Annotated in this window: 30 protein-coding genes and 1 pseudogene; 13 read left to right on the forward strand and 18 right to left on the reverse strand. The window is 61.8% G+C overall.

Annotated elements, in window-relative coordinates; all coding sequences use genetic code 11:
* Nucleotides 1-39: 39 nt before the first annotated feature.
* Nucleotides 40-606, forward strand: a complete 567-nt coding sequence (gene rdgB, locus HKK80_RS04075) for an RdgB/HAM1 family non-canonical purine NTP pyrophosphatase (RefSeq protein ID WP_411798344.1) — start codon at nt 40-42, stop codon at nt 604-606.
* A 45-nt stretch (nt 607-651) separates the two neighbouring features.
* On the opposite strand, the gene HKK80_RS04080 is transcribed toward rdgB, so the two are convergent.
* The 3 genes from HKK80_RS04080 to HKK80_RS04090 form a co-directional block, all read right to left on the reverse strand.
* Nucleotides 652-1254: a hypothetical protein gene (locus HKK80_RS04080; RefSeq protein WP_411798345.1), complete on the reverse strand. Its 603-nt coding sequence runs from the start codon at nt 1252-1254 to the stop codon at nt 652-654.
* Nucleotides 1255-1296: 42 nt separating this feature from the next.
* Nucleotides 1297-1953: a potassium channel family protein gene (locus tag HKK80_RS04085; RefSeq protein ID WP_411798346.1), complete on the reverse strand. Its 657-nt coding sequence runs from the start codon at nt 1951-1953 to the stop codon at nt 1297-1299.
* A 108-nt stretch (nt 1954-2061) separates the two neighbouring features.
* Nucleotides 2062-2499, reverse strand: coding sequence for a DUF5807 family protein (locus tag HKK80_RS04090; protein ID WP_411798347.1), 438 nt, complete (start codon nt 2497-2499; stop codon nt 2062-2064).
* A 785-nt stretch (nt 2500-3284) separates the two neighbouring features.
* Here HKK80_RS04090 and HKK80_RS04095 point away from each other — a divergent pair.
* A complete protein-coding gene (locus HKK80_RS04095) occupies nt 3285-5114 on the forward strand; it encodes a cbb3-type cytochrome c oxidase subunit I (protein WP_411798405.1) in 1830 nt (609 codons plus the stop codon).
* Nucleotides 5115-5216: 102 nt separating this feature from the next.
* Here HKK80_RS04095 and HKK80_RS04100 read toward each other — a convergent pair whose 3' ends face one another.
* The 4 genes and pseudogenes from HKK80_RS04100 to HKK80_RS04115 all read right to left on the reverse strand — a co-directional run.
* Entirely contained in the window at nt 5217-6077 is an 861-nt protein-coding gene (locus HKK80_RS04100) for a sulfurtransferase (protein WP_411798348.1), read from the reverse strand.
* Nucleotides 6077-6847: a helix-turn-helix domain-containing protein gene (locus HKK80_RS04105; protein WP_411798349.1), complete on the reverse strand. Its 771-nt coding sequence runs from the start codon at nt 6845-6847 to the stop codon at nt 6077-6079. The genes HKK80_RS04100 and HKK80_RS04105 overlap by 1 nt, the downstream gene beginning before the upstream one ends.
* 243 nt (nt 6848-7090) lie before the next feature.
* The gene (locus HKK80_RS04110; protein WP_411798350.1) at nt 7091-7531 is read right to left on the reverse strand and encodes a hypothetical protein; all 441 of its coding nucleotides are present in this window, start codon (nt 7529-7531) and stop codon (nt 7091-7093) included.
* 218 nt (nt 7532-7749) lie between these two features.
* Nucleotides 7750-8154, reverse strand: a pseudogene (locus HKK80_RS04115) (30S ribosomal protein S6e); the annotation flags it as partial.
* A gap of 100 nt (nt 8155-8254) precedes the next feature.
* Here HKK80_RS04115 and HKK80_RS04120 point away from each other — a divergent pair.
* The 3 genes from HKK80_RS04120 (at nt 8255) to HKK80_RS04130 (ending at nt 10289) form a co-directional block, all read left to right on the forward strand.
* Nucleotides 8255-9094, forward strand: a complete 840-nt coding sequence (locus HKK80_RS04120) for a hypothetical protein (RefSeq protein ID WP_411798351.1) — start codon at nt 8255-8257, stop codon at nt 9092-9094.
* Between the two features lie 140 nt (nt 9095-9234).
* Nucleotides 9235-9762 carry a hypothetical protein gene (locus HKK80_RS04125; RefSeq protein WP_411798352.1) on the forward strand — a complete coding sequence of 176 codons (528 nt, stop codon included), beginning with the start codon at nt 9235-9237 and terminating at the stop codon, nt 9760-9762.
* An 89-nt stretch (nt 9763-9851) separates the two neighbouring features.
* The gene (locus tag HKK80_RS04130) at nt 9852-10289 is read left to right on the forward strand and encodes a TRAM domain-containing protein (protein ID WP_411798353.1); all 438 of its coding nucleotides are present in this window, start codon (nt 9852-9854) and stop codon (nt 10287-10289) included.
* An 83-nt stretch (nt 10290-10372) separates the two neighbouring features.
* Here the strand turns inward: HKK80_RS04130 and HKK80_RS04135 are convergent, their stop codons facing one another.
* From HKK80_RS04135 to phnG, 10 genes are read right to left on the reverse strand one after another with little or no spacing between them, the layout of a single operon-like run.
* Nucleotides 10373-10783, reverse strand: a complete 411-nt coding sequence (locus HKK80_RS04135; RefSeq protein ID WP_411798354.1) for a hypothetical protein — start codon at nt 10781-10783, stop codon at nt 10373-10375.
* A complete protein-coding gene (locus HKK80_RS04140) occupies nt 10780-11454 on the reverse strand; it encodes an HAD family hydrolase (protein WP_411798355.1) in 675 nt (224 codons plus the stop codon). The genes HKK80_RS04135 and HKK80_RS04140 overlap by 4 nt, the downstream gene beginning before the upstream one ends.
* Nucleotides 11447-12256 (reverse strand): sugar phosphate isomerase/epimerase family protein, encoded by an 810-nt coding sequence (locus tag HKK80_RS04145; RefSeq protein WP_411798356.1) that lies wholly within the window; start codon nt 12254-12256, stop codon nt 11447-11449. Before HKK80_RS04145 ends, HKK80_RS04140 begins: the two co-directional genes overlap by 8 nt.
* Complete coding sequence (locus tag HKK80_RS04150; RefSeq protein ID WP_411798357.1) at nt 12253-13425, reverse strand: alpha-D-ribose 1-methylphosphonate 5-triphosphate diphosphatase; 1173 nt, start codon at nt 13423-13425, stop codon at nt 12253-12255. The genes HKK80_RS04145 and HKK80_RS04150 overlap by 4 nt, the downstream gene beginning before the upstream one ends.
* Nucleotides 13422-14210, reverse strand: a complete 789-nt coding sequence (locus HKK80_RS04155) for a phosphonate C-P lyase system protein PhnL (RefSeq protein WP_411798358.1) — start codon at nt 14208-14210, stop codon at nt 13422-13424. Before HKK80_RS04155 ends, HKK80_RS04150 begins: the two co-directional genes overlap by 4 nt.
* Entirely contained in the window at nt 14207-15037 is an 831-nt protein-coding gene (locus tag HKK80_RS04160; RefSeq protein ID WP_411798359.1) for an ATP-binding cassette domain-containing protein, read from the reverse strand. Before HKK80_RS04160 ends, HKK80_RS04155 begins: the two co-directional genes overlap by 4 nt.
* A complete protein-coding gene (locus HKK80_RS04165; RefSeq protein WP_411798360.1) occupies nt 15034-16083 on the reverse strand; it encodes an alpha-D-ribose 1-methylphosphonate 5-phosphate C-P-lyase PhnJ in 1050 nt (349 codons plus the stop codon). Before HKK80_RS04165 ends, HKK80_RS04160 begins: the two co-directional genes overlap by 4 nt.
* On the reverse strand, nt 16076-17203 hold the full coding sequence (locus tag HKK80_RS04170) for a carbon-phosphorus lyase complex subunit PhnI (RefSeq protein ID WP_411798361.1): 1128 nt from the start codon (nt 17201-17203) through the stop codon (nt 16076-16078). The genes HKK80_RS04165 and HKK80_RS04170 overlap by 8 nt, the downstream gene beginning before the upstream one ends.
* Nucleotides 17204-17749: a phosphonate C-P lyase system protein PhnH gene (phnH, locus tag HKK80_RS04175; protein ID WP_411798362.1), complete on the reverse strand. Its 546-nt coding sequence runs from the start codon at nt 17747-17749 to the stop codon at nt 17204-17206.
* On the reverse strand, nt 17746-18189 hold the full coding sequence (gene phnG, locus HKK80_RS04180; RefSeq protein ID WP_411798363.1) for a phosphonate C-P lyase system protein PhnG: 444 nt from the start codon (nt 18187-18189) through the stop codon (nt 17746-17748). Before phnG ends, phnH begins: the two co-directional genes overlap by 4 nt.
* 225 nt (nt 18190-18414) lie before the next feature.
* Here phnG and HKK80_RS04185 point away from each other — a divergent pair, with 225 nt between their 5' ends.
* Genes HKK80_RS04185 through HKK80_RS04200 form a run of 4 tightly spaced genes read left to right on the forward strand, consistent with a single transcriptional unit; the run spans nt 18415 to nt 21961 of the window.
* Complete coding sequence (locus tag HKK80_RS04185; protein WP_411798364.1) at nt 18415-19446, forward strand: PhnD/SsuA/transferrin family substrate-binding protein; 1032 nt, start codon at nt 18415-18417, stop codon at nt 19444-19446.
* Between the two features lie 21 nt (nt 19447-19467).
* Nucleotides 19468-20271: a phosphonate ABC transporter ATP-binding protein gene (locus HKK80_RS04190; RefSeq protein WP_411798365.1), complete on the forward strand. Its 804-nt coding sequence runs from the start codon at nt 19468-19470 to the stop codon at nt 20269-20271.
* The gene (phnE, locus tag HKK80_RS04195) at nt 20268-21293 is read left to right on the forward strand and encodes a phosphonate ABC transporter, permease protein PhnE (protein ID WP_411798366.1); all 1026 of its coding nucleotides are present in this window, start codon (nt 20268-20270) and stop codon (nt 21291-21293) included. The genes HKK80_RS04190 and phnE (HKK80_RS04195) overlap by 4 nt, the downstream gene beginning before the upstream one ends.
* A 2-nt stretch (nt 21294-21295) precedes the next feature.
* Nucleotides 21296-21961, forward strand: a complete 666-nt coding sequence (locus tag HKK80_RS04200) for a DapH/DapD/GlmU-related protein (RefSeq protein WP_411798367.1) — start codon at nt 21296-21298, stop codon at nt 21959-21961.
* A gap of 39 nt (nt 21962-22000) precedes the next feature.
* On the opposite strand, the gene HKK80_RS04205 is transcribed toward HKK80_RS04200, so the two are convergent.
* On the reverse strand, nt 22001-22879 hold the full coding sequence (locus HKK80_RS04205) for a winged helix-turn-helix transcriptional regulator (protein WP_411798368.1): 879 nt from the start codon (nt 22877-22879) through the stop codon (nt 22001-22003).
* 161 nt (nt 22880-23040) lie between these two features.
* Between HKK80_RS04205 and HKK80_RS04210 the strand changes: the two genes are divergently transcribed.
* The 4 genes from HKK80_RS04210 to phnE (HKK80_RS04225) all read left to right on the forward strand — a co-directional run bounded on the left by HKK80_RS04210 (nt 23041) and on the right by phnE (HKK80_RS04225) (nt 26953).
* Nucleotides 23041-24039, forward strand: a complete 999-nt coding sequence (locus tag HKK80_RS04210) for a PhoU domain-containing protein (protein ID WP_411798369.1) — start codon at nt 23041-23043, stop codon at nt 24037-24039.
* Nucleotides 24040-24146: 107 nt separating this feature from the next.
* Entirely contained in the window at nt 24147-25157 is a 1011-nt protein-coding gene (locus tag HKK80_RS04215) for a phosphate/phosphite/phosphonate ABC transporter substrate-binding protein (protein ID WP_411798370.1), read from the forward strand.
* Nucleotides 25158-25163: 6 nt separating this feature from the next.
* Nucleotides 25164-25964 (forward strand): phosphonate ABC transporter ATP-binding protein, encoded by an 801-nt coding sequence (phnC, locus tag HKK80_RS04220; protein ID WP_411798371.1) that lies wholly within the window; start codon nt 25164-25166, stop codon nt 25962-25964.
* Nucleotides 25961-26953, forward strand: a complete 993-nt coding sequence (phnE, locus tag HKK80_RS04225; RefSeq protein WP_411798372.1) for a phosphonate ABC transporter, permease protein PhnE — start codon at nt 25961-25963, stop codon at nt 26951-26953. Before phnC ends, phnE (HKK80_RS04225) begins: the two co-directional genes overlap by 4 nt.
* The last annotated feature ends 20 nt before the right edge of the window (nt 26954-26973 follow it).

A 26973-nucleotide genomic window follows, 5' to 3' on the forward strand; every position in this document is an offset into this window, starting at 1 on the left:
AACCGACGCCTCTTTTCGCGCCGCGCCGAACCACCAGCCATGTTGCAGTACGTGACGACCAACCCCGGGAAGCTCCGGGAGGCCCGCCGCTATCTCGGCGACGAGACGATCGACAGCTACGACTACGATTATCCGGAGCTCCAGGCTCCGACGCTGGAGCCGATCGCCGCCGCGGGGGCCCGCGACGCCTACCGCGAGGTTGGCGGGCCGGTCATCGTCGACGATGCCGGGCTCTTTATCGACGCCTTCGACGGCTTTCCGGGGCCGTACTCCTCGTTTGTCGAGCAGACGATCGGCGTTGACCGCGTCTGGGAGTTGGCCGAGCCGCTGGCTGATCGAACCGCTTCGTTCCGCTGTGTCTTAGCGTACTGCGACGGCGACCCGGTTGACGACCCGGTCGACGACGGCGACCTGCCGGTACAGTGTTTTACCGGCGTTGTCGGCGGTGAGATCGTCGCCCCACGCGGCTCCGGTGGCTTCGGCTACGATCCGATCTTCGAACACGACGGGGCGACGTTTGCGGAACTCACCGCCGAAGACAAAAACGAGGTCTCCCACCGTGGCCGCGCCCTCGAATCCTTCGCCGCGTGGTACAGTGATCGGTAGCTGTGTGAGCCAGCGGTCGATAGCTGCGTGTACAGCGGTCGATAGCTACCCGTTGCGTGGCTCCCGATCCGGGCCGGGGTAGGGGTCGTCGCCGACTGTCTTGTACAGACTCTCTGGATCGAACAGCCGGGCGAACGCCGCCGGCGAGCGGACGCTGACCGACAGCCGCTGGTTGAGTGCCGCGCCGGCCTGCGAGCCGGCGAGCTCCTCGTCGAACGACAGCAGGTGCATCGCGCCACCGCGGTAGGCCGACGCGAGCCCGGGATGGTCGCCTGGCGGCTGGACGACGGGCGCACGCCAGGCCTCGATCGCGGCTCGCCAGTCGGCTGCCGTCTCGCTGTCAGCGACGGTTTTGATGACAGCTTCGGTATCGGCGAGCAGGTCGTCGCTGGCGACAAGCGTCGTCCAGGCGTGTTGCCACAGCACCTCAAGGGTGGCTCTGGCGTCGCCGCCGACAAGGAGGTCAGCCGCGAGCACGTCGGCGTCGGCGACAACGCGGGTCGGCTCGGGCTCGCGTGGCTTGGTGAGCCCCTCAGGTGTCTGGTCTTTTGTGGCCGGCTCCCTATCGTCGCGGTGTGAGGCAAGCGCGGTGGTGATGGCCTCGCGGTCGACCGTCGGCGCGCGATCGACCAGCCCCGGCCAGTTCATACGCGATGTTGTGAGGCGATCCACAAGAGGGTTCGCAGTCGGTCACTCGCCGAGCAGGATCGACGTAACCTCGTCGACGGCGTCACGCTCGATCACAAGTGCCAGTCGATCGCCGGCCTCGATCGTTGTTGTCGGCAGCGGGATCGTCATCGGTTCGCGTTCGTGGCCGTGGGCGTAGAGCCGTGCGGTCTCCGGCAGCTCGACCTCCGAGACCCGCTGGCCGACGATCGGGGCGTCGTCGTCGACGGCGACCGTCGTCAGTTGGAGGGCTTCGGTTAGATCGCCGATCGCGTTGAGACTGCCGCCGAGCAGCGCGGTTTTCGCGCCGGCCGCGCCGAGCCGTTGGGGGTAGATCACGTCGTCGGCGGCCGCGGCGTACTCCTCGTATTTCTCGGTGCTCACATCCTCGCTGATCCGGAGGACGGTTCGGCAGTCGGACTCCTGGCCGAGCAGGCAGATCTCGTGGTTGACCGCCACATCGCCGGTGAGCCCGCCGATGGCGTCGGCGTCGGCGATGCCGGCCTCCTGTAACACCGACTCGTCGGCTCCGTCGCCGTGGATCACGGTCAGCCCCGTCTCGCGGGCGCGGTCGACCTTCTCGCGGTCGGTATCAACAACGATGACATCGTAGCCTTCCTCGGCTAACACCCGGGCCGTGCGGGCCCCGACCCGGCCGTAGCCAACGACAATGATTCGCATACGCCCTCGTATGATGGTCGGTAACAAAAAGATGTGTTCCCGGCGGGGCCGCTGGCGGTTCAGCTGTCAGGGGTGGCTAATGGTTCAGGTGTCGGGGTGGCTAACGGTTCAGGTGTCGGGATCAGCCAGCCACTTTTGGCTGAAGTCGGTGCCACAGGCACAGTGGGCGTAGGCGTGGATCACATCGCCCTCGGCGTAGAGCCCGCCAACCTCCTGGTTTTCGGCCTCGGCGAACGCAAAAATGAATTCGGTGTGGTGGTCGTCGGTGGCTGGTTCCTCCGCATCGGGACAGGCCCCACCGGCGAGGCGGTCGTCGATCTCCCCGGTACGATCCATCGCCTGTTTGGCAAACGCCATCGGATCAAGGCCAGTGCTGTCGGCGAAGGCCTCCCGGCCCGTCTCGCCGGGCACGACGACCACGACGCCACCATCGACAGCGATGCCGGCGGCTGACAGCGGGTGGTCGCCATCAAAGAATGAATCGGCGACGTAGATCGCGACATCATCGAGTCGGTCGCCGTCGAGAAACGCGGTGAGATCGTCCATACCCGCCGTGGTGACGCCACCCATTTAGCAATGGTGTTGCCGGATGTGGTGTGGTCGTCGTCGTGGATTGCTCCTCACCGAAACCGTGCCGATGTACAGCGTGGATCGTGTATTTTGAACTGTGGGGTTCCGATTCGTTATATTTTATTTACAGTAGCAGAAAATATTATATATTACTAAAACAATAGCTATGGATGGATAAAAATGTGACCAAATGCGGTAAATGCGGGCGAGTTTACAATCTGACGGTGAATGTCCGCTGTCCACATTGCAAAACACCACCAAGGCCACCAACAGACAGGGGACTACTGTCGCTCAAGTAGGTAACTACACGGCTGTACTCAGAAATCGGTGACGAATCCGAACAACGATTTCCTCTCTCACGGCGTTGCAAGGTGGATGCCGCAGGGAGTGCCCCCGAGGCAGTTTCTTTCGCTGGGTTGCTCCCACGGCTGATAAACACCACCAGTTGTTTGCGAGTGATCGAATGAACCACCAGCATCGAGAACCAGATGAGCCAACGAGCATCGAGAACCGGATGAGCCCACCAGTGCCGGGACTCGGTGCCCACGCGACATCCCCGCAGACTGGCCTCATCCATCTGGAGACGCAGGGGTAGTTAATACATTGGCACGCGCCAAGTGAATACTGAATCTTCGGGTCTCCAAACGAGCAGGTGGAGCAGAACTGATCTATGACGGAGTTGACCCAGTATTTCGCCTCACCTGATACGGGGCGGGTGACACGAGATGACTGTTGACGCACAGATCACGCTGACCGTGCTGATGGGGGTATTCCTCGTTGCGGTCGCCACGTTTCTCACGCGGATCGAGAACTGGCGGTCGTACACCATCGTCGGTGGCGGGGGCTCATTTATCGAGGAGTCGGGCTACATCGATGAGGAAAAACCGGCCGGGATCATCCGCTGGCTAACCACTGTCGACCACAAGGATATCGGGATTCTGTACGGCCTCTACGGGGTCATCGCCTTCACCGTCGGCGGGCTGATGGTCACGATCATGCGGTTCGATCTCGTGACCGCGTCGTCGCTGCTCGGAACGGCAACCTACAACTCCTTGCTGACGAGCCACGGGATCACGATGCTGTTTCTTTTCGGGACGCCGATTATCGCCGCCTTCGCCAACTATCTCGTTCCACTGATTATCGGAGCCGACGATATGGCGTTCCCCCGGATCAACGCCATCGCCTTTTGGCTGCTGCCGCCGGCGGCGTTGCTGATCTGGGCGGGCTTTTTCGCCCAACCGCTCGGGCTGTTCGAACCCGCACAGACAACGTGGACGATGTACACACCGCTGTCGCTCGGTGAGACAGGGGCGAGTGCCGACGCGGTCGGCGGAACCGGCGTTGATCTGATGTTGCTCGGTCTCCATCTCTCCGGTGTCGCCGCCACAATGGGCGCGATCAACTTTATCGCGACCATCTTCACCCAACGCGGCGAGCAGGTGTCCTGGGCCAATCTCGATATCTTCTCGTGGACGATCCTCACCCAGTCAGGGCTGATCCTCTTTGCGTTCCCGCTGCTTGGCAGCGCGCTGCTCATGTTGCTTGCCGACCGCAACCTCGGCACCGCCTTTTTCCTGACTGACGGCGGCAACATCCTCTGGCAGCACCTGTTTTGGTTTTTCGGCCACCCCGAGGTCTACATCCTCGTGTTGCCACCGATGGGGATCGTCAGCTACGTCCTCCCGCGGTTTGCGGGCCGGAAGCTGTTCGGCTTCAAGTTCGTCGTCTACTCGACGCTCGCAATCGGCGTCCTCTCGTTCGGCGTCTGGGCCCACCACATGTTCGCCACGGGGATCGATCCCCGTGTTCGGGCGTCGTTTATGGCCGTGTCGATCGCAATCTCCATTCCCTCGGCGGTGAAGACGTTTAACTGGATTACAACGCTGTGGAACGGCCGAATCCGGCTGACGACGCCGATGCTGTTCTGTCTTGGATTTATCTCCAATTTCATTATCGGCGGTGTCACCGGTGTCTTCCTCGCGTCGATCCCGATCGACCTCGTGCTGCATGACACCTACTATGTGGTCGGTCACTTCCATTACATCTTCATGGGGGCCATCGCCGTCGCTGTCTTTGCCGGCCTCTACTACTGGTTTCCGCTCGTCACCGGGCGGATGTATCAGACGAGCCTTGGGAAGGCCCACTTCTGGCTCACGATGATCGGGACGAACGTGACGTTCCTGGCGATGATCTTCCTGGGCTACGGCGGCATGCCACGGCGGTACGCAACCTACCTCCCGGAGTTTGCCACAATGCACCGCGTCGCCACCTTCGGCGCGATCCTGCTGTTGATCGGCCAGATCATCTGGCTGTACAACATGGTCGTCTCGTGGTTTGAGGGCAAACGCGTCGAAAGTGCCGATCCGTGGAATCTCCGCCAGGACAACGTTCGCACCGTCGAGTGGCAATGGTTCGAACAGAAACTCGATACCCAGTTGGCTGCCGACGGCGGCGACGAGGACGTCGTTCCCGACGGCGGCGACGAGGACGTTGCTCCCGACGGCGGCGAAGACGTTGCTCCCGACGGCAGCGAAACGGCTGCGGAGTCGGCCGACAGAGAATCGGATCTGCCTGACAGAACTGACGATTGATCTCTGTGACGAGGTCAGTGCCACGCTGTGACGGGCAGCGAACTGCCACCGAGATGTTGTTACGATGGTCAACGCAGCTACTGGGAGCAGTACGCAAGTCGATCACCGAAGGTCGGCACTGGTTGCGCTCTCAACCGGGAGCCCGACAGTGTTTCCCCACTCAACGAACGAGCCATAGTAGTAGGCGACGTTCTCGTACCCAAGTATCTCTGCGAGAGCCATCCAGACGAGTGCCGACCGCTCGCCGACGCGACAGTAGACGATGAGTTGCTCGTCTGTAGAGTAGTTCTCAAACAGCGTCGCCAGGTCTTCACGCGAGCGGAAGCGACGGTCTGATTGAATGGTGTCCCGGCAGGGTTTGTTCACCGCGCCGGGGATGTGACCGCCTCGCTGTACGCCCTCGTTCCAGCCCGGGGGTGCAAGAATCTCGCCGCGGTACTCGGGCGGCGCACGGGCGTCAAGCAGACAGCCGCCGGACTCGACGGCCGCCTCGACTTCGCCGCGGCGCGCCCGAATCGATTCGTCGGGATCGGGGGTGTGATACTCGCAGTTGGGAACCGCAGGAACCGCATCGGTCGTCGGAAACTCGTTTTCGAGCCAGTATTTTCGTCCCCCATCAAGCAACAACACGTTCTCGTGGCGGTAGTACCGCAACAGCCAGTACGCATGAGCGGCGAACCAGTTGAAGAAATCGCCATAGAGGATAATCGTCGTCTCACGGGTCACGCCGCAGTCGCCAAGCAGTGATGACAGTGCTGCCGGGGAGAGTATGTCGAACGTCCTCGTATCCCGAAGGTCACGCTGCCAGTCGAGACTCACCGCCCCCGGGATGTGCGACGACTCGTAGGTGCCCTTCTGGACGTTCACTTCGAGAAGTCGGTACTCAGTGTCTGTCGTTTGAATCGCCTCCAGATTTGCTGCCACCGTCTCCGCGCTGACGAGTGGCCCGGTCACGTCGAGCATTACGTCTCCCCCTGCTGCTCGGGCGTCTGTGGAAAGCTCTCAAAGGCTGTCTGCTGGGTGCCGGTCGCAAAGCTCTTTGCGAGTCTCGATTCGGCACTCCGGAGTCGATACGACAGCGTCGACCGGGGACAGTCCAGTTCTGTCGATAACTCCTCAAGGGTTATCTGTCTGGGTTTTTCGTAGTAGCCGCGGCCGACTGCCTCAACCAGTGCCTCGCGCTGTTCTGCGGGGAGATTCTTGCGTGCGAACAATCCTGTTCGTCGTTTGGAGGCCTGTCCGATATGGTCGAACTCGAAGCGAATCCCGTCCTGTAACGACACCTGCAACGCGTCGTAAAACAGTCCAACACCGTCATCGGTTTCCATCATCACCGTCCACGTCTCGCGGTTCTGGCTTCGTTTTAGCTCAAATAGGACATCCGGGTCGATATACTCGACAGCCAAGGTTGGGACGGACTCGCAGTTCCCGATATCCCGCAGGTGGTAGTACAACTCACACCCGGCGTCGGTTTGCTTCAACACCTCTCTGTGAACCGCCCCCTCACAGCCGGCTGGCGTGATCTGCTCGACGGCAAGTAGCTCCCTTTGTCCGGCGTTTGTGAGGTTGTCAACCCCGTCTTCGTCGCCCTCAAATCGTTCAAGCCGCCAGAACTCCTTGGCGTCGATACAGCCACCGATCGCTGTTGAAGAGACCCCAGTGGCGTCGGTAAGCAACTGCTGTAGAGGCCCGGCTGTCTCCTCGTAGACGAGGTCAAAAACGAACTCTCGCATATCTATACTGACAGATGGTAGGTGCCCTCGATGTAAGTTCCTGTCGTTGCAGTTGTTGGCGGGGTTCGGATGCGGAGCAAACAATGCGGCATCACGGGTTTGTGTATTTATATCATATTTCTGATACCAACGATCCAGCATATGCTTTCGCCCACCAACGGGCTACAGACCGCGCAGGCTGAGTGCCGCACGAATCGCTCCTGAGTCGGTTTGCTCGGTCGCCCGGATCGTCAGCCACACACCTCAGCTGTCGCCATCGAGTGACTCGGCGATCGACTGCAAGGAGTCCCGTGGTTCGTGTTTGACGGTGTAGACGGCGCGATCTCCCGGTGCGCGCAGCCCGTATCGCTCGCCGGCGACGATCACATCGCAGATGACGCTGTCGCCGATCTCACGATCAAGCCCCCGGAGCCACGCACCGAGCCGGTTAGTTCCCTCGCCGGTCGATCGGGCCTGTTTACGGGTCTCGTAGGCACCGTACAGCAGCTGTCCGCTGTCGTCGCCAGACACAGTCGCGTAGTACTCCGCACCGTCGATAACGATCGTGACTCGATCATCGACGGTGACCACCTCGGCGACGGCTGCTGGGAGTTCAAGACAGGGGGTGCGGCTGCCGCCACGGCGAACGATCGTCGCCCGGGAGGAGTCGACCGCGTCGCTGTCGCTCGGAAGCCGCGTCGACATCAGGTGGGTTAGGCGTCCGCTTTCTCGTTGTCGCTGTCGGCGTCGGCTGCCTCGTCAGCGTCTGTATCAGCGTCCTCGGCGTCTGCGTCGGCCTCGGTCTCTTCCTCGGCGTCCTCAGCATCGGCGTCCTCAGACTCAGCATCCTCGCCGTCCGCATCCTCACTGTCTGCGTCCGCCGCTTCGTCCGCGTCTGCGTCCTCAGCATCGGCGTCGTCGGCCTCCTCATCCTCGTCTGGTTCCGGCTCTTCGAGGCCGAGGGCGACCCGGACGTTGTCGTCGCTGTCGAGGATCGTTGCGTTGACCTGGGCGGTTTCCTCGGAGACCTGGCGGCCGCGGACGGTGATTCGCTTGCGCTCGCCGTCACGGCTCGGGTTGAAGCCGACGCCACCTTCAAGCAGGCGTTCGCGGATCTGTGCGCCGGGGACATCCTCGCGCATCGGTCGGCCCGTCTCGTCGGAGCCACCGGTGAGTTTGAGGGTGTACGAATCGAGGCCGACCGCGCCGCCGTCGACCTCCTCGCCGAGTTCGCGGCCGAGGAAGCGGTTGGCGTCCTGTCCGTCGACCTCGTGTTGATACGTCTGCCCGTCGCGGGGGTCAGCGACGGCGACTTGGAATTCTGCCATACCACTGTGTGTTCGGTCGCCGATAAAAAGCACGTCGAAACCAGCCGCCGGCCACCGGCGGTTAGTAATCGTTATACACCGGACGTACGTTGCCCGAAATATGCAACGACGCGCTGTGGCCGTCTATGTCGCGTTATTCGTGCTCATCGGTGTGGCGTCGTACACGCTGATGGTAACCGCCGAGCAACCACAGGTAACGGTCGACAACCCGGATTTCCAGCTGTCGTCGGGTGAGGCGTTCACCGTTGGCGGACAGACCTACACCGCGGCGACGGTTGAGGAGGTAACCGAGGAGGGTGGCCATGGAAGCAGTACCACCTACATGGCGGCGACGGTCGAGTGGACGGTGACCGGTGTCGAAAACACCGACGAGTGGGCCGAGGGCGACACCGTCACCGTCGATGAGCGGGAGTGGACGGTTGTCGATGCCGGTGCCTCGACGGTGACCGTTGAGGAAGTCATCGACCGAACGTCGATCCTCGAATCCGATCCCGCCGCCGACAACGAGACCTATTCCGGCGATGACGGTGAGTTCGTACTCGTCGACGGCGAGCGCGTCCCGGCCGCGGACTACTTCGAGCCGTCGATCGACACCGTCACGTTCAGCCAAGGTGAGTCGATCCCCTACGACGGCCAGCAGGCGACGATCGATTCGGTCGACAACGGGAGCGTCGGTCTCTCGTGGATGACAAACGAGTCCAACAGCCAAGAGCTGGAGGCCGGCGATACGATCACCCTCGCCGACAACAGCACCTACACCGCCTACTTCACCGGCACAGACACCGTTGAGCTGACGAGCGATGCCGAGGCCTACGCGGCGGCCGTCGCCGAGCAGGAAACGTTCTCCCAGCGCGTCACCGGGCTGCGGTGGGTGACGTTCACCGCGGGCTTCATCGCAATGCTGTTGATCGCCTTCGCGTTCCTCCCCTCGCGGTACTAGCGTCGCGCTGGCGGCGGGGGTTGTGTGGCCGTGTCGGGTGACAGCCCGCTATCGATACCATCGATCCCCTCGTGGCGAGGGCTCTGTGATGTCGACAACTATGCAGGAAGTATTTATTGCGGCTCTGGTAACGAGTGGATATGGAACCGGGTGAGTACGTTGTTGACACCGACGACGACGATCCAGATCTCGCGGTCGTTGTCTCCAATCGGGAGGAACCGATCAGCGAAGTTACCGTCTCGGATCCGGAGTCGGATCGAACGGTCGCCGCGGACAACCCGGCGTACGATCCGTCTGACCCCGCGGTCACCGTCGCGTTCGTCGAATCCGGTCTCAACCGCCGGTGGCCCGAGTGGACGGAGGCCTCACCCGCGGCGCTCTACGAGGGGGCGACCGACCACGACGTGAAGCTGTATACGTTTCCCGAGGCCAGACTGCGGACGCTGACCGGCCAGCAGGCGGCGGTCATGCTCGCCGAGGAGACGGTCGATCTGACGGCGCTCGAAGAGCGGCTTGCGGAGGCCGGCTGGCAGGTTGAGCCGGGCGAACAGCTGATCACCGTCACCAAACACGACGAGGAGTATCGGATCTACAAAACCGGCGATGTCGACGGCACCGGACAGCTCCGAACCCCACTGACCAACCTTGTCGAGGAGTATAGCACCTGACGCGGGCTGATCTGTTGTACGGTCGTGGCCCACTTCGTTGGTGGTGTCGTTAGGTTCAAGAGACTGGCCGCATCTCTTCTACCAACTCAATGGAGATCCCCGAGCAACTCGCCTGTCTGTACACCGCAGAGCTGACCGAAACCGAAGAGGGCTATCAGTTCAGTGTCCCCGCCTCGGAGGTTGAACAGGGTTCGATCACCCCGGGAGAGACTCTCCGGGTCGCCGTGTTGGCGAAATCCGACGGGACGACCGAGCCAGCCGAACCAACGGCGACCACCGAGGCGACAGCCCAGCGTGAGGATCCCACGCCGTCCCAGCCGGAGCCGCCGGTCAGCGAGGGTGAAACCCGTGTCGTTGAGATCGAGGATGTCGGCGACCAAGGCGACGGGATCACCCGTGTCGAACGCGGCTACGTGGTGATCGTTCCCGAAACCGACGAGGGCGAAACCGTCGAGATCCGCATCGAGACGGTACAACCAAACGTCGCGTTCGGGACGGTCATCGATCGGCTCGATCACGCTGAGTAGGCGTGCTACTGCATCAAACGCGTCGCTGAACACGTTCGCTTTGGCTGGCGTGAGATTGATAACGCAGTGTGCGATGCTGCTGGCTACGCTTCAGCCCACTTCGTTCGGAGTTCGTATCGGGTTACGTCGTCGACACCGACCGCCAGGGAAAACTGTACTGTTGTCGATTCCTCGCTGTCAAGTGGGTCGACCAGTTTGCGCCCAGACTGCAAGAGTTGCTCGCCCGAATCGCTGAAAAACGTGCAGGTAAACCGTGGGACACGATCGTCGAGTGTGAGCGGCTCGCTCCCGTCGTTGGTGACTGTGACATCGACGACGACGCGGGTGCCGGATGGGGTCGCTTGGATCCCGTATTCGTGTGACAGTGTCAGCGGTGTCTCGTTTTCGACGACCGCCCCCTCGACGCTCGAACGTGAACACCCCGCCAACGCGGATGCGGTGCCGGCGAGAAGCGTTCCAAGGACGGCCCGACGAGTCAGCCCATGGTCGGTCATCGCTGCTGTTCCGGTTCGACGGCCGAGAGACGCTCGGTGAGCGCATGCAGGCTCGGTACGTCGATCGTCGGCTCCGTCGAGAGGTCGATGTCCGCGACGTGGTCTCGACGCAGAAACGCCGAGTCGATCCCGGCGCGGTGGGCGGCGACAAGATCCTTCTCGGAGTCACCGATATACAGCGCGTTCTCAACCCCAAGATCCGACAGCGCGCGCTCGATGTAGTCCGATTCGGGCTTTCGCTTTGCGGCCCCGGCGAGCGTGGGCTCTCGCCCGTAGGCCGTCTCGAAGACCGGGAGATCGTGGTGGGCCAACAGGAACTCGATCGTCGCATGCTGGTTGTTGCTGACAACGGCACGGGGTATGTCTAACCGGGTGAGCGCGGCCACATCCTCATACATCGGCTTCCCGCCAGCCAGCACGTGGTGTTGCTGGGCGAGACTTGCGGTCAACTCCCGGTAGTGCCAGAACGCCTCGGGGTCGATGCCGTGTTCGGCCGCGATCTCTCTTGGCACGATGTCGTCTTCGACTGTGTGACGCGCACGCGAGCGGTCGATGTCGACCCCGAAGGCGTGAAACGCCTCAACGACGGCGTCGACAAGCACCGCGGTGTCGGTTGGTTCGACCAAGACACCATCGTTGTCGAAGATGAGTGCCTCGTACCGGTTAGTCATCCGCGGACACCTCCGGTTCCGGGGCGACGACATCGGCACCAACACTTGTCGCCACGTCCTCGGGCGACTTCATCTCGAAGACAAAGACATTCGCCGGCACTGACTCGACGACAGACCGGTACTCAGGGAACGGCTCGTGTTGATCGGCACTCCCGTCGTTGTCGTGGAGATGACACACCCTGATACGCTGGCCAAACTTCTCGACAAACGCCTGGTAGTCGTGGTCGTTGACCTTCGCGTGGCCCACATCGAGGGTGACGCTGAGGTACTGTGGCGGGACATCGACATCCTCGATCATCGCCGCAAGATCGGCGGGTGAGGTGGTGTACCGTCGCTTCTGCTCATCGATCGGCTGGTTTTCCAGACACAGCGAGACCCCGGCAAGCTGGGCGTATTCGGCACACTCCGCAAGCGACCGACGCGCGTTCTTGCGGGCGCGCTGTCGAACCCACTCCGGGTAGCGGTGTGGGATCGATCCGCCGTGAACGACGACGCTGGTCGCGCCGGCGGTCGCCGCATCGTCGATTGTCCGCTTGACGCGCGCAACCGAGTCCTGGCGAACTGTCTCGTCGTAGCTCCCCATGTTCCAATCACGGAACGGCGCGTGGTAGCTCAGCGTAACGCCGTACTCGTCGGCCAGTTCGCCGACCCGTTCCGGGGATGGTGTGTTGGGGTGGCCGGCCAGGTATTCGCGTTTGAACTCCACGTGATCCAGCCCGAGGTCGGTCACGTACTTCATGAAGCTCTCGACGGTCGTGCCGAACCGGATATCCATCGCCGCCCCGATCCGTGGGTCGGTCATCGACTCACCTCGATAGTGGTGTCGGCGTGATACACCGGCTGTCCGGCGACCACAGCGGCGGTGACCGTCGGTGTCGGGTCGGGATCGACGACGATGAGATCGGCGCGCTTGCCGGCTTTGATCCGCCCTCTGTCGGACAACCCGACAGCGTCTGCCGGGTTGGCGGTGGCGCGTTTGACCCGTTCGTGGAGTGGTTCCTCGGTGTCAACGAATACGCCCGCAAGCAGCGACGGTGGGTGGTAGTCGGCGACTAGCGTGTCGATAACGCCGGCGTCGATGCCGGCGGCTGTCGATAGGTTGCCCCACTGGCTTTCGCCGCGGACGAGATTTGGCGCGCCCATCGCCGTCGTCATCCCGATCTCGGTTGCGCGCTGGGCTGTTTCGAGCGTGATCGGATACTCGGCGATATCGACGCCCGAGTCGGCCAACTGCTCGACCTCCCGGGGGTTCTCATCGTCGTGGGACGCCGTCACAACGCCAGCCTCGTGGGCCCGGTCGACGACCCGGTCGACCCGTTCGCGGAGCGTCGCCATCGACATCGAGCCCCGTTCGTCGATCATCTCCTCGGCCTCCGCGGCGGTGCGGTCGTTTGCGTTCTCGTAATACTGCCGGAACGCCTCGATGTCGCGGAACTGGCCTTTCCCGGGAACATGGCTCATCACCGAGACCAGATCGGTGTTGTCGTTATCGATCACATCGATCACAGCCTCGACACACCGCTTTTGGGTCACTTCACAGCGCGCGTGGAGGCGGTGGTCGACAAGGAGGTCGGTCGCGTCGGTGATCGCATCGGTCAGCGTTGCAGCGAGTTCGGGCGATCGATCGGCCGATTCGTCGAGCTCAAATGAGATGGCGTGGAACTTTGTCGTGATCCCCGCGGCGACGTTCGCGCGGTCGGCGGCAGCCAACGCCATCTCGGTGTCCATCCGTGCGCCCGACCGCGGGTAGAGATGGCTCTCGATGTCGTCGCCGTGGATATCAACCAACCCTGGCAACACCAACTGGCCGTTGGCATCGATGACAGTGTCTGTCTCGGCGTCGCTGTCGCCGACAGCGGTGATCCGATCGCCTCCGATCTCCACACGCCCATCGATCACGCCATCGGGGGTTACGACCCGGCCGTCGACGATTGTCACGGTCGTGTCGGCGGTTTGTGCGGTCGAACTCATCGATCTCTCCTCCCGTTTGCCTCTCCAAGCGGTTCGTTGCTGTCTGCCTCTGGGCTCGTATGGGTGCCGTCGTACTCGGCGATCGGGATGACCTCGTTGAGCGAGCCGTCAGCGAGGACGACAACGCGATCGGCGACACGCTGGACGACATCGGTGTTGTGGAAGACGCCAACGACTGTCGTTTCGGGTCCGAGATACGACTCCAGCAGGTCGATGGCGGCGTTGCGGGTCTCAGGATCAAGCGCGCTTGTTGGTTCATCAAGCAACAGTAGCTCCGGTTTCGGGGCCACCGCCTGTGCGAGGTTGACCCGTTGTCGTTCCCCGCCGGAGAACGTCGCCGGGTAGGCCGCCCAGAGTTCCTCCGGAACGTGCAGTGCCGCAAGTAGCCCTCGTGCTTGGTGGCGAGCGTCTTCGGTTGGTGTGCCCCGCTCGACCAGTGGCCGGGCAACCACGTCCACGGCGGGCACACGCGGGATCTCGTCGAGGAACTGCGAGGTGTAGCCGATCGCATCATCCCGAAGCGCCATCATCGTGCGGTCGCCACAGGACGCCAAGTCGATCTTGTCGTCGCCGTCGTGGTAGACAACGCGGCCGGCAGTTGGATCGTAGGTTCGGTAGAGACATTTCAGCAGCGATGACTTGCCGCTGCCGGATTCCCCAACGACCGCGAGGAATTCGCCTCCCTGAACGGCGAACGATACGTCGTCGAGCCCGACGACCTGCGTGTCGCCAAGCACGTGCATGTCGAAGGTCTTGGTGAGCCCATCGACTGTGAGAACGGTCATAGTACTGAGTTGATAAGTGTCTGGGTGTACTCGTGGTGTGGGTCTTCCATGATGCGGTCGGTCAGGCCGGATTCGACGATCCGGCCGTGGCGCATCACCAGCGTCCGATCGGCCAGCAGCCGAACGACGCCCAGATCGTGTGAGACGACAACTGCCGCGACAGTCTCCTCGCGTTGGACGCGTCGGAACATATCCAACACGCGGGCCTGAACACTCACGTCAAGGCCGGTCGTCGGCTCGTCGAGAATGACAAGCTCCGGATCGGTCGCCAGCGCGCGAGCGATCTGGACGCGTCGCTGCATCCCGCCGGAGTAGGTTCGCGTCGGGTCATCCATCCGGGCGGGTGGGATCTCGGTTGCTTCGAACAGGTCGCGGACGCGTTCGCGGACAGCCTCGTAGGATCGCCAGCCGGCTGCGAGGAGTTTCTCGGCGACGTTGCCACCGCCGGTGAACTCTAACTCCAGGCCGTCGCGGATATGTTGGTGGACGAAGGCGATCTCACCGGTTCGGAGCGCGTGGCGGGTCTGATAATCTACGTCCAGGAGGTTGCCGTCATGGCCCGCGTAGGCCACCTCGCCGGCAACTGTCGCCTCCGGATCGCGCTCCAGTGCCAGCGTCTCCGCTAAACTGGATTTGCCGGAGCCGGACTCACCGACGATGCCAAGCACCTCCCCGGACTCGACGCGCAGATCCGCGTTAGCACAGGCGACGACACTCCCGCAGTGTTCACACTGGTTTGTGCCGGCGTGGTCGCCGGTCGTGTTGAGACACTCCGAACAGCCCGGCCCGTAGATCGTCTGCAGGCCGGCTGCGTCGAGCAGTGTCATTCCGTCTCACCGCCCGCATCGGTGTTCGGCGTTCCTGGCCCCCAGTCAACACCTGCTCGGTCATGGTGGTGATCCTTCGTGAGAGCCGGATCCTCGCGGCGTTTGGCGCAGAAACTCGCATCGTTGCAGGCGTAGCGTGTTTCGAAGGTTCCCTCGTCTTCCGATGAAACCTCAACCAGATAGGTGTCGGTTGAGCCACAGGCGTCACACGCCTCCTCGGGGAATCGCTCGACGGTGAACGCCCGATCCTCGAAGGCCAGCGGTTCGACCGATGTGTGCGGTGGAACCGCATAGATGCGAGCCTCCCGTCCCGCTGCGAGGATCGTCAGATGGTCGGCATCGTCGAGTTTCGGCACATCCCACCGGGGGATCGGTGAGGGATCCATCAGATACCGACCCGCAACCACCGTGGGGTACCGCGAGGCGATGTTGATCTCGCCGTACTCGACGACGTTCTCGTAGAGGTGCACCCACATCTTTCCGTAGTTCCGGTGGGCGTGTCGCCGTCGGTTGGCTGCATCCGAGCTATCAACCTTCCGGAGGGCATCGGTGATCGGCACCTGCAATACGAGGCGTTGCTCATCGGTCAGCACCTCCTCGGGGATTCGGTGGCGGCTCTGGATCACATCCGCGGCGGTGGTGTCGGTTGTCGTCTCCACGTCGGCGGTATCGGCGGCAAGCCGGCGGATATTGGCGGCGTTGACACTCTCGTCGGCCCCCTGGTCGATCACTTTGAACGTGTCTGTCGGGCCAAGCAGCGATAACGACGCCTGGATGCCGCCGGTTCCCCAGCCACGGGCCAGCGGCATCGGCCGTGAGGCATAGGGAACTTGGTGGCCGGGGATGGCGACAGCCTTCAGCATCGCCCGCCGCACCTCGCGTTTCGTGTGCTCGTCGAGATACGCGTAGTTGTAGCCGGCGACCCCTTTTGTCTCGATGTCAGCAAGCACGCCGTCGACGGAATCGGACGTGACACGTGTGCCGCCGTCTGTTTTGTCGTTGGCGGTGGTCTGGTCGCCCTCGTGATCGCCCGTGCTCTCAGTCATCGTTGCTCACCTCCGCGACCGGCGGGGTCTCGTGATCTGTGTCGGCGGAATCCTTCTCCGACATCCCTTGGCGTTCGCGGATCGACCGGATGCGGTCGAGAATCGACTGGAAGGTGACATAGTGGGGGAGTTTAAGATGTTCGATGAATCCAAACGAATCCATGCCGTCGATCGTATCAAGGACGAACTCGGCGTTTTCAGCCGGTTCTGCCTCGCTGTCGAGCTGGAGTGAGGCGTCAAGAACCGTCATTCCGATCGCCTTGCGCTCGTTGCGACCGAACGTCAGCCCGTAGCCGAAGGCGAACTGCGGATCTTCACGCTTCTCGTAGACCGGCACAACCGCCTCCGATTCGGTCACGTCGGTATGGGTGACTGTCACCGGTTCGTCGGTGTAGGGGTGTTCGATCCGAACCGGGAGCCGACCGACGCGAACCTCCGCGAGCGTCGGATGAACCTGGCCGTACCCCCGCAGTGCCGAGTAGCCAAGCGCGGTTATCGCCCCTGTCTCGCCGCGAGCAAGTTCTTGCAGCACCGCGTCACGGGCGGGCGGATGCGTCACCGACTCCCGTGTGGTGTCGGTCGGTTCCTCGATATCAGGTTCGTCAGGTTCGTGTAGTAGATCCTCCTCACGGAGCAGTTCCGTGACGTTTGTCAGCCGGTCGGGAGCACCCGCATCCGCAACGTCCCAGTCGCCGGTTGGATCCGTTCGCTCCGTCTCCGCAAGCGCGAAATCGAGCAGTCGCTGTGTGTAATCCTTGGTTGCACCGAGGATCTGTCCACCCGGCACGTCCTTGAACGCCGGCGAGACGCGTCGACTGGCGATCATCTCGCGTGGGTCGGCGGTGATCGTCTCGTCGTATCGCTCAAGCGTTGAGCGGTACGCTCGCAGTAGAAATGCGGCCTCGATGGTGTCACCCTGGGCCTGCTTGACCGCCAGTGCCGCCAGCCGCGGCGCGTAGAGGCCGCTCTCGCTCATGACCTGGGCGGTCAGCCGACTGAGCTGCTCATCCAGTTGGTCGATCCCGAGGTCGTCCGAACTCCCCTCCGTACGCTGTTTCTCGAACAGCTGCTCGGCGCGTTTGATCACTTCCTCGCCGGCTGTGACCGCGACGTATCCCATTTAGGCCACCTCCACTGTTACCGACCGTGGGATCGCTGCAAGCCGATCTTCGGAGGCGAACACGGCATCGACACCACGCGGGTACTCCGACTGGACCGCCGCGAGTGCCGACAGCTCGGACTCGGGCAGTGTCACTGACAGTGTCCGATCCCCATCGACACCCGGCCCCGAGAGCGTAACCATCGTTTCGTCGGCGTCGCCGGTTGCGACCGCCTCGACGCGATAGATGATCGTCGCACCGTCGCTCGGCTCGACAAGTGAGCCACGCTTGCAGTTCCGTACGTCTACCGTCGTGTGATCCGACACGTGAACCACGCTTGCCTCGTCCGGTGATTCGGGATTGAAACGGCCCTGTTCCGAGAGGGCTTTTTCCAGCACCTCGTCGCTGGTTGCAACTGTGACCTCGTGGTCGACCAACGTTGTGATGATCGCGTGATCGGCGGGAGCCGGAACGGTATGGATACTCCCAGGTCGACTCATCGCCGAGAGCAACCCATCGAACGTCCGGCGCGTATCATGGACTGGGTCGATACCGAGTGCTCTCACTGCTGCTCCTCCATCGTTTCGAAGGTGACGGTCGTGTGGCGGCTCTCGGCCCACGACTGCCGGTGTTGGTCACGTTGTCGGGCTTCAACCGCTCGGAGCTCCTCGACGATAGCCGGTGTCTGTTCGTGCGCTGCGGCCACGGCGGCGTCGACGATGGCGCCCGACAACGCGGCTCGTTCTCTTTTGCCGGGAACCATCGCAAACCCACGGGTGTCGTCGAGCGTCACCTCGGCGGGGGTGACGACGACCTCACCAAGGTTAAACGGTCGTCGCTCAACGGGTTCCTGAACCTGTTGCAGCAGCAGCTTTGGTCGGGGATCCTGTCGGATCAACAGCGGCGGGTCGTCTTCGAGCACATCGTTGGCGAAGCCGGCGAGCGTTTCCTCGTCGCAGGCGGCGATCAACTCGAAGCGGTCGGATCTGTCGTGCGGATCAGCCATGGTTCGGCCGAAGCACACGAAAACGATCGCATAAACCTTCTCTCGGGACTCTCTATGGATCCCTCGTCGTCTGGGTTGTTTCCACCGATCAGCTCATCGCGTCTGTACGAGTACATACGCACTGTGCTGGCTGCAGGCCGAACCCGACGGCAATCATCGGCGACATGGGGGGTTCGGACTCTCCCCAGTCAACTGTTATTACCCTCGTTTTCCAGCCCGAAACTGATGTCTGACAGACAGGGCGACACCGGTCAGGACGCATCGAAATCGGACAGCAACAGCCGAACAGAATCGGTGGGTCGACGACACTTCGTTGCCGCCGGCGCGGCGACCGCGCTCACGACGGGACTGGCAGGCTGTGGTGGTGTCATCGGCAGCAGTGGTGAGGGCGAAAACACGGTGACGATGTTGTTGACGCCGGGCACGCCGGCTGATGCCCGACGCCGGTACAAACCCGTTCAGAACCTGCTCAACGCGGAGATCGACGGTGCGACGTTTGAGATGACGGTGCCGACAGACTACTCGGCGATCCTGCCCGCCCTCGAAAGCGAGCAGGCCGAGATCGGGATGGACGACGTGACGGTGTTGGCGAACCCAGATAAGATGGATATCTACGGCTCCACCGTGACCGGTGGGTCGGCGTTCTACTTCTCGCTGATGGTGGTTCCGCCGGAGGAATCGGAGATCGGAGGGCCAGCGGATGTCGAGGGGCGGACGTGGGCATTCGCCGATCGGCTCTCGACAAGTGGCTCGATCTTCGCGCTGTATGCCCTCCAGGAAGCCGGCCTCGACATCGGGGAAGCACCAAAAGGTGATCCGGTTGATTTCGAGGGGAGTTGGACCGATCACGATCAGGCCCTTCAGCGGGTCGCGGCGGGACAAGCCGACGGAGCGACAACGTGGGGCGGAAATGGGATCCCCCACCTCCCAGAGGGGACGGACGTTCCTGATCGAGTCGAGGAGAACAGTTCGTTCCTCGATACGATGGGAACCGAAACGCCGGAGTTCAAGGCCGTTTGGTGGTCGTTCCCGATCCCAAAACAGCCGATGTACGCGCGGAGAACGTGGGAGTCCGATATCAAACAGGAGGTCGGAGAGGTGCTTCGAGGCTCCGATAAAGCCCAGATCGAGGAGCATTATCCGGAAGATTACAACGAGGATGAGCTCCCGTTCACCACGCTCACGGATACGTCGATAGAGGACTACGAACCGATCATCGAACGGATGAACGCAGTTGGGATCGAGCCCGGTGAGTAACCGCAGTAGTCACATCTCACAATGAGCAAACTCACAGTCGAGAATCTGTCAAAGCAGTATGGGGAGGTAACCGCGCTCGAAGAGGTCTCCTTCGAGATCGAAGATGAATTCGTCGTCCTGTTGGGCGAATCAGGGGCCGGCAAGTCGACGCTGCTCCGCTGTGTGAACGGATTAACCGAGCCGACCGAGGGGTCGATCTCGCTTGACGGCGAGGAGATCTCGGGCTCCCAGACGGCTGTTGGGATGATCTTCCAGCAGCACAACCTTGTCGACGGTGTCTCGGCGTATCTGAACGCGCTCACCGGCTCGCTCAGCCGGGTTTCGATGCTCCGAAGCATGCTGCAGTGGCAAGCCACGGAGGACAAAGTTCGGGCACTGGAATCGCTTGAAACCGTTGGCCTCCTCGAAGAGAGCCATCAAAAGGTGTCACAGATGTCCGGCGGCCAACAGCAGCGGGTTGGGATCGCCAGAGCACTCGTGCAGGATCCCCGCTGTCTGCTGGCCGACGAACCGGTCGCCAGTCTTGATCCCTCAAGTGCTGAGACGGTGATGACGTATCTCCGGAAGGCCGCCAAGGAACACGATGTGACCGCGCTCGTCAGCCTCCACCAGGTAAACGTTGCTGCTCACTTCGGTGACCGGTTTATCGGTCTGCGTGATGGACAGAAGCTCTTCGATGTGGAACGTGGGGAGCTTACCCCGGAACTCATCGACGATCTCTACGGAAGCGTTGAAACGGTGAGCCTTGCCGAACAAGCGAGCACACCCGAGAACGGATCGCGCGAGGAGGTCGTCGGCGACATCGAGCAGGTGATCGAGGCATGAGCGCGCCACCCTCGAAACTGGATTCGCTGGCGACGTATTTCGGTGTTGATGCTATCGGCGACTCCCCGGCCGAACAGAAGCTCCAGGATATGAAACGCCGGAAGACGAAGCGGCGGCTCTGGATGGTCGGCGGACTCATCGCTACCTACCTGCTGTTTTATGCGAGCCTTCGTCTTATCGAGTTTAGTCTCGCAGAGATCGTCGGCCAAGTCGATCAGTTCTATGAGGCGTTGTTAGGCTATTTCCCCCCGACGACCTACTTCGGGATTCCGTTTGTTGATCTCGGGGCGTATCTGAGCTTCATCGTCGAGGAAAACCTCATCCTCACCGTTGAGGGTGGAGAGATTGTCTGGGGTGCGATGTTCGTCACGATGGCCGTCGCGTTTGCCGGGACGGTTCTGGGGCTGCCGCTCGCGTTGTTCTTTGGCGTTATGTCCAGCGAGCGGGTCATCCCCTACCCGTTTAATTTCGGGTTCCGCGCAACGATGAGTCTCATTCGGGCGATCCCGGGGCTGGTGTGGTTTCTTATTCTGATCCCGCTGGCCGGGGTCACCCCGTTTACCGGTGCCTTGGCGATCATGGTCGACACCACCGGCTATCTCGGCCGACTGTTTACCGACGAACTTGAGGAGATCGAAGACGGGCCGATCGAGGGGATCCGATCAACCGGGGCAAACAGCTCCCAGATCGTCTCCTTCGGGATGTTGAGCCAGGTGTTCCGCCAGTTTATCGCCTGGATCGCGTTCGATCTTGAACACAACGTCCGGGCGGCGATCGGGCTCGGCATCATCGGAGCCGGCGGACTCGGCCTTGAGCTGTACGTCCAACGGCAGACGTTCAACTACACGGAGATGATGGCCTGTATTATCCTCATCTTCCTGCTTGCCGGATCGGTTGAGCTGATCAGCCAGCGCGTCCGGTCGGCACTGCGTGAAGACGACGATATCGAGCAATCTGGTATCATCGAGGTGTTTGTCAACGCCCCACGGAAGATCCTCTCTTCGACAGTGGGTCGCCGCTGACCATGCCCTACTACGAGTCGTACGGCCCTGACCGCAGCCGCACGCTGTCGCCCGAGCCAACCCTGCATGACCCCGTTTCGATCAATGAGTCCGAACTGGGCAGATGGACTGAGGTTCGCCGCGGCGCGCGGCTCAATGAGTCAACGCTGGGTGAGTACACCTACGTGATGGAGCGGGCACAACTGGATTTTACGACGATCGGCACGTTCGGTAGTATCGCAAGCGACGCCCGCTTGGGCCCGACGAACCACCCGATCGATCGCCCGACTGCTCATCACTTCACCTACCGTGCGGCGATGTACGATCTGGGTGAGGACGATGCCTCGATCTTCGACTGGCGGGCCGATCAGCCCGTGGAAGTCGGCCATGATGTCTGGATCGGCCACGGGGCGATCGTCCTCCCAGGTGTCACGATCGGGAACGGTGCGGTCGTTGGAGCGGGAGCAGTCGTCACCGCAGATGTCGATCCCTACACCATCGTTGCGGGCGTCCCGGCCGAACCGATCCGCCGGCGGTTCGACCCCGAAACCGCGGCTCGCATTGAGGCGACCGAGTGGTGGGACTGGGATCACGAGACGCTGTCTGAGCGACTTGCCGCGTTCCGTGATAAAGCGGTCTTCCTGGATCGATACGCGCCCGAACAGGTGGACACGACAGCACTGGATTGAGCTTCGGTTTGCGCTGTTGCTGTTTCCCGTCTTCGGTGGTCAGATTCCGATATGTCCGGGATCGAGGCCGGTATGGATCCTGACGGCCGTTTCGGCGGCACTGACCCAGTAGTGGATGATCCGTTCGAGCGTTCGGGTGACGGTCACGAGGTAGCCGTAGGTGTCTGGATCGTAGGCGGTTACGAGTTCAAACAGCTCTTGGAGGTCACGATGGACGGTTCGTTCGGTCGCGTGCAGTGTTTCCAACATCTCAAGTTCTCGGTCGAAGAGGATAGCCTCAACGTATTCGTTGATGCGCTCGCCGGCCTCGAATATCTCGACGGTGCGTTCGTGCACCGCGCCTGCCGGCGTTGCGTCGGTCTCTTCGACCGCGTCAGCGATCAGACACGCCCGGTCGCCGATGATTTCGAGGTTGACCGCGATCGTCGCTAACGCCGCCGCGATACGGTTGCCGGGCCAGTCGGTTGTGATCGTGTAGGATCTGAGCTCGCTCAGCACAGCCGAATACCGTTCGTTGGTAAGGGGTTCAAGCTGATCGGCCGCTTCGGCGACAGCCTCCCCACAAAAGGCGGCTTTCGCCGCCCGGTACTGTTTGAGCGTCACGTCGTTGAGCCGTTGGAGGCGATCGAACAACCCCTCAGTAGCCTGCACCTCCTGGTCTACCGCCGACTGCCAGAGGTTCGACACATCCTCCACGTGGCTGAAGATAGCACTGTCGTCGACGACGTAGGCTTTCCGCACCATCCCCTTCGATTTGAGCTCTTGGAGCACCTCCGAGAGATAGTTCGGCGAGAGCCCAACCGCCTCAGCCAGCTTCGCCTTTGTCGCCGGCGCGTCGGTGTCGATGGCCTCGATAACCGTCGCTAGCGTCCGTTCCCTGCTATGGAGCTGTCCGGCAGACGCCGTGTTCTGTGGCATATCCGGAGCCAACACCTATCGCTGTGTTAGGTTTGATCACCGTACAAGACAGGCGTCTCCGGAGGGCTCTCCACCGCTACCAACGCTATGTAGCCGTCCACATCTCTTTGTTACCAACATACAAACGCCTACACACCCAGGGGTCAATCCTGCCTGTAGCCATGGAAACACGGAAAGTCCAGCTTTCAGGTGGGACGACGTTCACCGTATCGCTGCCGAAGTTCTGGGCCGAGGAGCACGATATTACGGCGGGATCGTTGCTCTATCTCTATCCGAACGCGGACGGCTCTCTCCTGGTAGAGGCCGCCGAGAAGGCTGATGCGGATGGCCGTTCAGTCACGATCGATGCAGGCGACATCGATGAGGCGGAGCTACGAGAGACCGTCACCGGGCTGTATCTCATCGGCGTCGACAAGATCCACATCCGCGACCGAGCCGGTGAGATCGACGAGCAAGAGCGGTGTGTCAGAGACATCGTCACCGATCTGACCGGGTTTGAGATCCTCGAAGTCGACGAGTGGGAACTGATCGTCCGGAACCTGATGGATGCTGACAACGTTTCTATCCTCAAGAGTACGATCCGCCTCCGACTGATCGCCGACACCATGCACGAGGACGCGATCAGTGCGGTGCTCACGGATGATACAACGCTGGCACGCGACGTTATCGACCGCGACACCGAGGCTGACAAGCTCTTCCGTCTTGTCAGTCGGCACTTTCAGCGAACACTAACCGACCTCGGTGAGGTTCAGAAACTCGAGTTCACTCGGGCCGAACTGTTCGCCTACTACTATCTCGCACGACAGCTCGAACGGATCGCCGACCATGCCGAAAAGATCGCACGCGTTGCCATCGACCAGCCGCACGCCCCCGACGGCGACCTCAGTCGACAGGTCAAATCGTTCGGCCAGGACGCTCGCTCGCTGATCTGGGATGCGACCGAGCCAATCCTTTCGGAGACCGATATCGGTCTCGCCTACGACGCGCTGGCCGAACGCGAAGCGATCACAACGGGGATCGGGGAGCTGGATCGGGTGCTGTACGAGAGCGACCATGCGCCGGAGGCATTTCGCTGGGGCCTTCTCTTAGACAGTCTTGAACGCACGGCTGAGTATGGGGGGAATATCGCCGAACTTGCCATCCAGCAGCATTACCGATAACAGCTCTATATAGTGCTATTGTGGTGTATTAGCCACCAATACCGCCACATATCATTTCGTACAGATATTATAAGTGCATAAGTACATATTTCGTCCACATCGAGGTGATGGCAGATCAAACACGTCGACGCGTGCTTCAGAGCACCGGTGTGGCACTGACAGCTGGTCTCGCGGGCTGTAGCTCAGATGGTTCTTCTGGCAGCTCCGATGGGAGTTCCGGTGACGGTGCTGATGAGGAGTCGTCGGGCAACGACTACGAGCCGGTGAGCTTTCTTGAGACGCCGGGGGAAACGCCGGGTGATACCGAGGAGATGTGGGAACCGTTCAGAGAGCATGTTCGGTCGGCGGTTCCCGATGCGGAGTTCAACGTCGACTTTGCGGACAACACCTCGGCGATCGGTCAGGCCCTCATCAACAACCAAGCCGAGATGACACGCAGCGACATCGTCCTGCTTGCGAACCCGGAGCAGATCGATGTCGTCGGCATCGTCGAGGAAGGCGGTGCGTCGGTGTATTTCTCGGCACTCGCAACGCTGCCCGATTCCGACATCGAGGAAACCACGGATATCGAGGGGAAAACGATCGCGTTTGCGGATCGACCATCGACCAGCGGCTCGCTGTACCCCAACTACATGCTGAACCAAGCCGGGCTTGACACCGGTGAGGCACCGTACGGTGACCCAGTTGATTACAACGGCGAGTGGACGGGGAGTCACCGCAACGCCGTTCAGACGCTGATCAATCGGGACGATGTCGTCGCCTGTGGCTGCGATATCGCCGTGCTGTTGAACCATATCCCGGAAGACCAGTGGCCGGATCGCGTCCGCGAGGGCTCCGGACGGTGGGACGACGAGGTTGGGACGGAGTCGCCCGAACTGCAGCTGGTCGAGGCCTCAACGTCACTCCCCTTCTCTCCGATCATTGCGCGCAGCAACTGGGAGCATCCGTTACGGTCGGATATCGAAGAGGCGATCGTCGGTATCGATGACGGCACGCTCCGGGAGCCAGATGGTGACGTTGCAAACCCACTGACCGCGGTAACGGAGGCCAGCATCGACGACTATCAGCCGGTTATCGACGTGATCGATACGCTCAACGTCGATCTGGGCCAGCTCTAACGACCGATGGTACTCCGTGTCGAGAACCTGACGAAGCGATACAGCGAGACGACAGCCCTCTCGGAGGTTTCCTTCGAGATCCCGGACGGAACCTTCGCCGTCGTCCTCGGCGAATCCGGGGCCGGCAAATCGACGCTGTTGCGCATCCTCAACGGGCTGACCGAGCCAACGTCTGGGGGTGTCTACATCGACGACGAGGAGATCACCAACTCGCGGTCGGATGTCGGGATGGTGTTCCAGCAACACAACCTCGTCGAGGAGCTGAGTGCCTACAGCAACGCCCTCACCGGGACGCTCAACCGAACCGGGTTCCTCCGGAGCCTGCTCAGCCGCCAGCCTGCCGCGGAGAAGGAACTCGCGCTTGAAGCGTTGGAAACGGTCGGTCTGCTCGATGAGGCCGGTCAGACGGTGCGCAGTATGAGCGGCGGCCAACAGCAGCGGGTCGGGATCGCTCGCGCGCTGGTTCAGCAACCCGAGCTCCTGCTCGCCGACGAACCGGTGGCCAGCCTCGATCCGTCGAGTGCGGAGACGGTGATGGCGTATCTCCGCGAGACGGCCAAGACGCGCGATCTGACGACGCTCGCAAGCCTCCATCAGGTCAATATCGCCCGTGAGTTCGGTGAGCAGTTCATCGGCCTCAAACAGGGACGCGTGGTCTTTACCGGCTCCCGCGAGGAGCTGACGACCGACGTTCTCGAAGAGATCTACGGCCACATCGAAACCGAGGAGCTCCGCGAGGAATCCGATCCGGAGGCGATGATCGACGCGGCGACTGAGGAGAACACGGGGATCGGAGCCAAGCCATGAGTGCTGACTCCGATTCGGTTGTGGGGCGGCTTCTCAAACGGGTTATCGGCGGTGACGACGCCGACTCAGCTGTCAGACAGCGGCATGCCGCGCTCAAACGCACGCGGCTGCTGCGCCGGCTCTCGCAGTTTGGCCTGCTCGTTGTCATCGGGATTCTGTTGGTCGGCTCGCTCGTGATGGTTGGCTTCTGGCGTGAGGAGTGGATCCAGTACTGGCCGGAGTTCACCGACGCGCTCACGCAGTATTTCCCGCCGGAACTCTACTTCGGCTTTCTGCCTGCCGTCGATGTCGGTCGGTACTACCAGTTTTGGGTCGAAGCCGGGCTGCTCGGGGAGGCCGGTATCACGCTGGCGATCGCGCTTGCGGGGACGATCCTGGGCGCGCCGCTGGCCCTGCTGTTCGGGATTCTCGGCAACGAGCGTGTCACGCCGTTCCCGATCAACTTCCTCTTCCGCGGCGTTATGAGCATCATTCGCTCGATCCCGTCGCTCGTCTGGGCCCTGATCTACGTGCCGTTAGGCGGCATTTCACCCGTGACCGCGACGCTGGCCATCGGCACCGACACCATCGGCGAGTTGGGACGGCTGCTCACCGACGAACTCGAAGAGATCGACGACGGCCCGATTGAGGGGATCAGCAGCACCGGGGCCGACAAACCACAGGTCATCACCTTCGGGATGATCACTCAGATCGTGCGGCCGTTCATCGCGTGGTCGATGTTTATCCTCGAAAATAACGTCCGGTCGGCGGTCGGCCTCGGCATCATCGGTGCCGGTGGGCTCGGTGTCACGCTGTCGATCGAGCAGCAAACGTTCAAATTTACGAATATGATGGCGACGATCCTGTTTATCGTCCTGTTGGTGCTCTCTGTCGAGATGATCAGCCAGCGAACGCGCTCGTATCTCCGCGGCAACGACGACGATGAAGGGTTGAGCCTCTACGATCGCATCGTCGGATTGCCGGAGCGGCTGTCGAACTCGCTTTTCTAACTCGGTGATCTCTCTCCTTT

Origin of the sequence: Halonotius sp. F2-221B (assembly GCF_046719765.1) — an archaeon.
GTDB lineage: Archaea > Halobacteriota > Halobacteria > Halobacteriales > Haloferacaceae > Halonotius.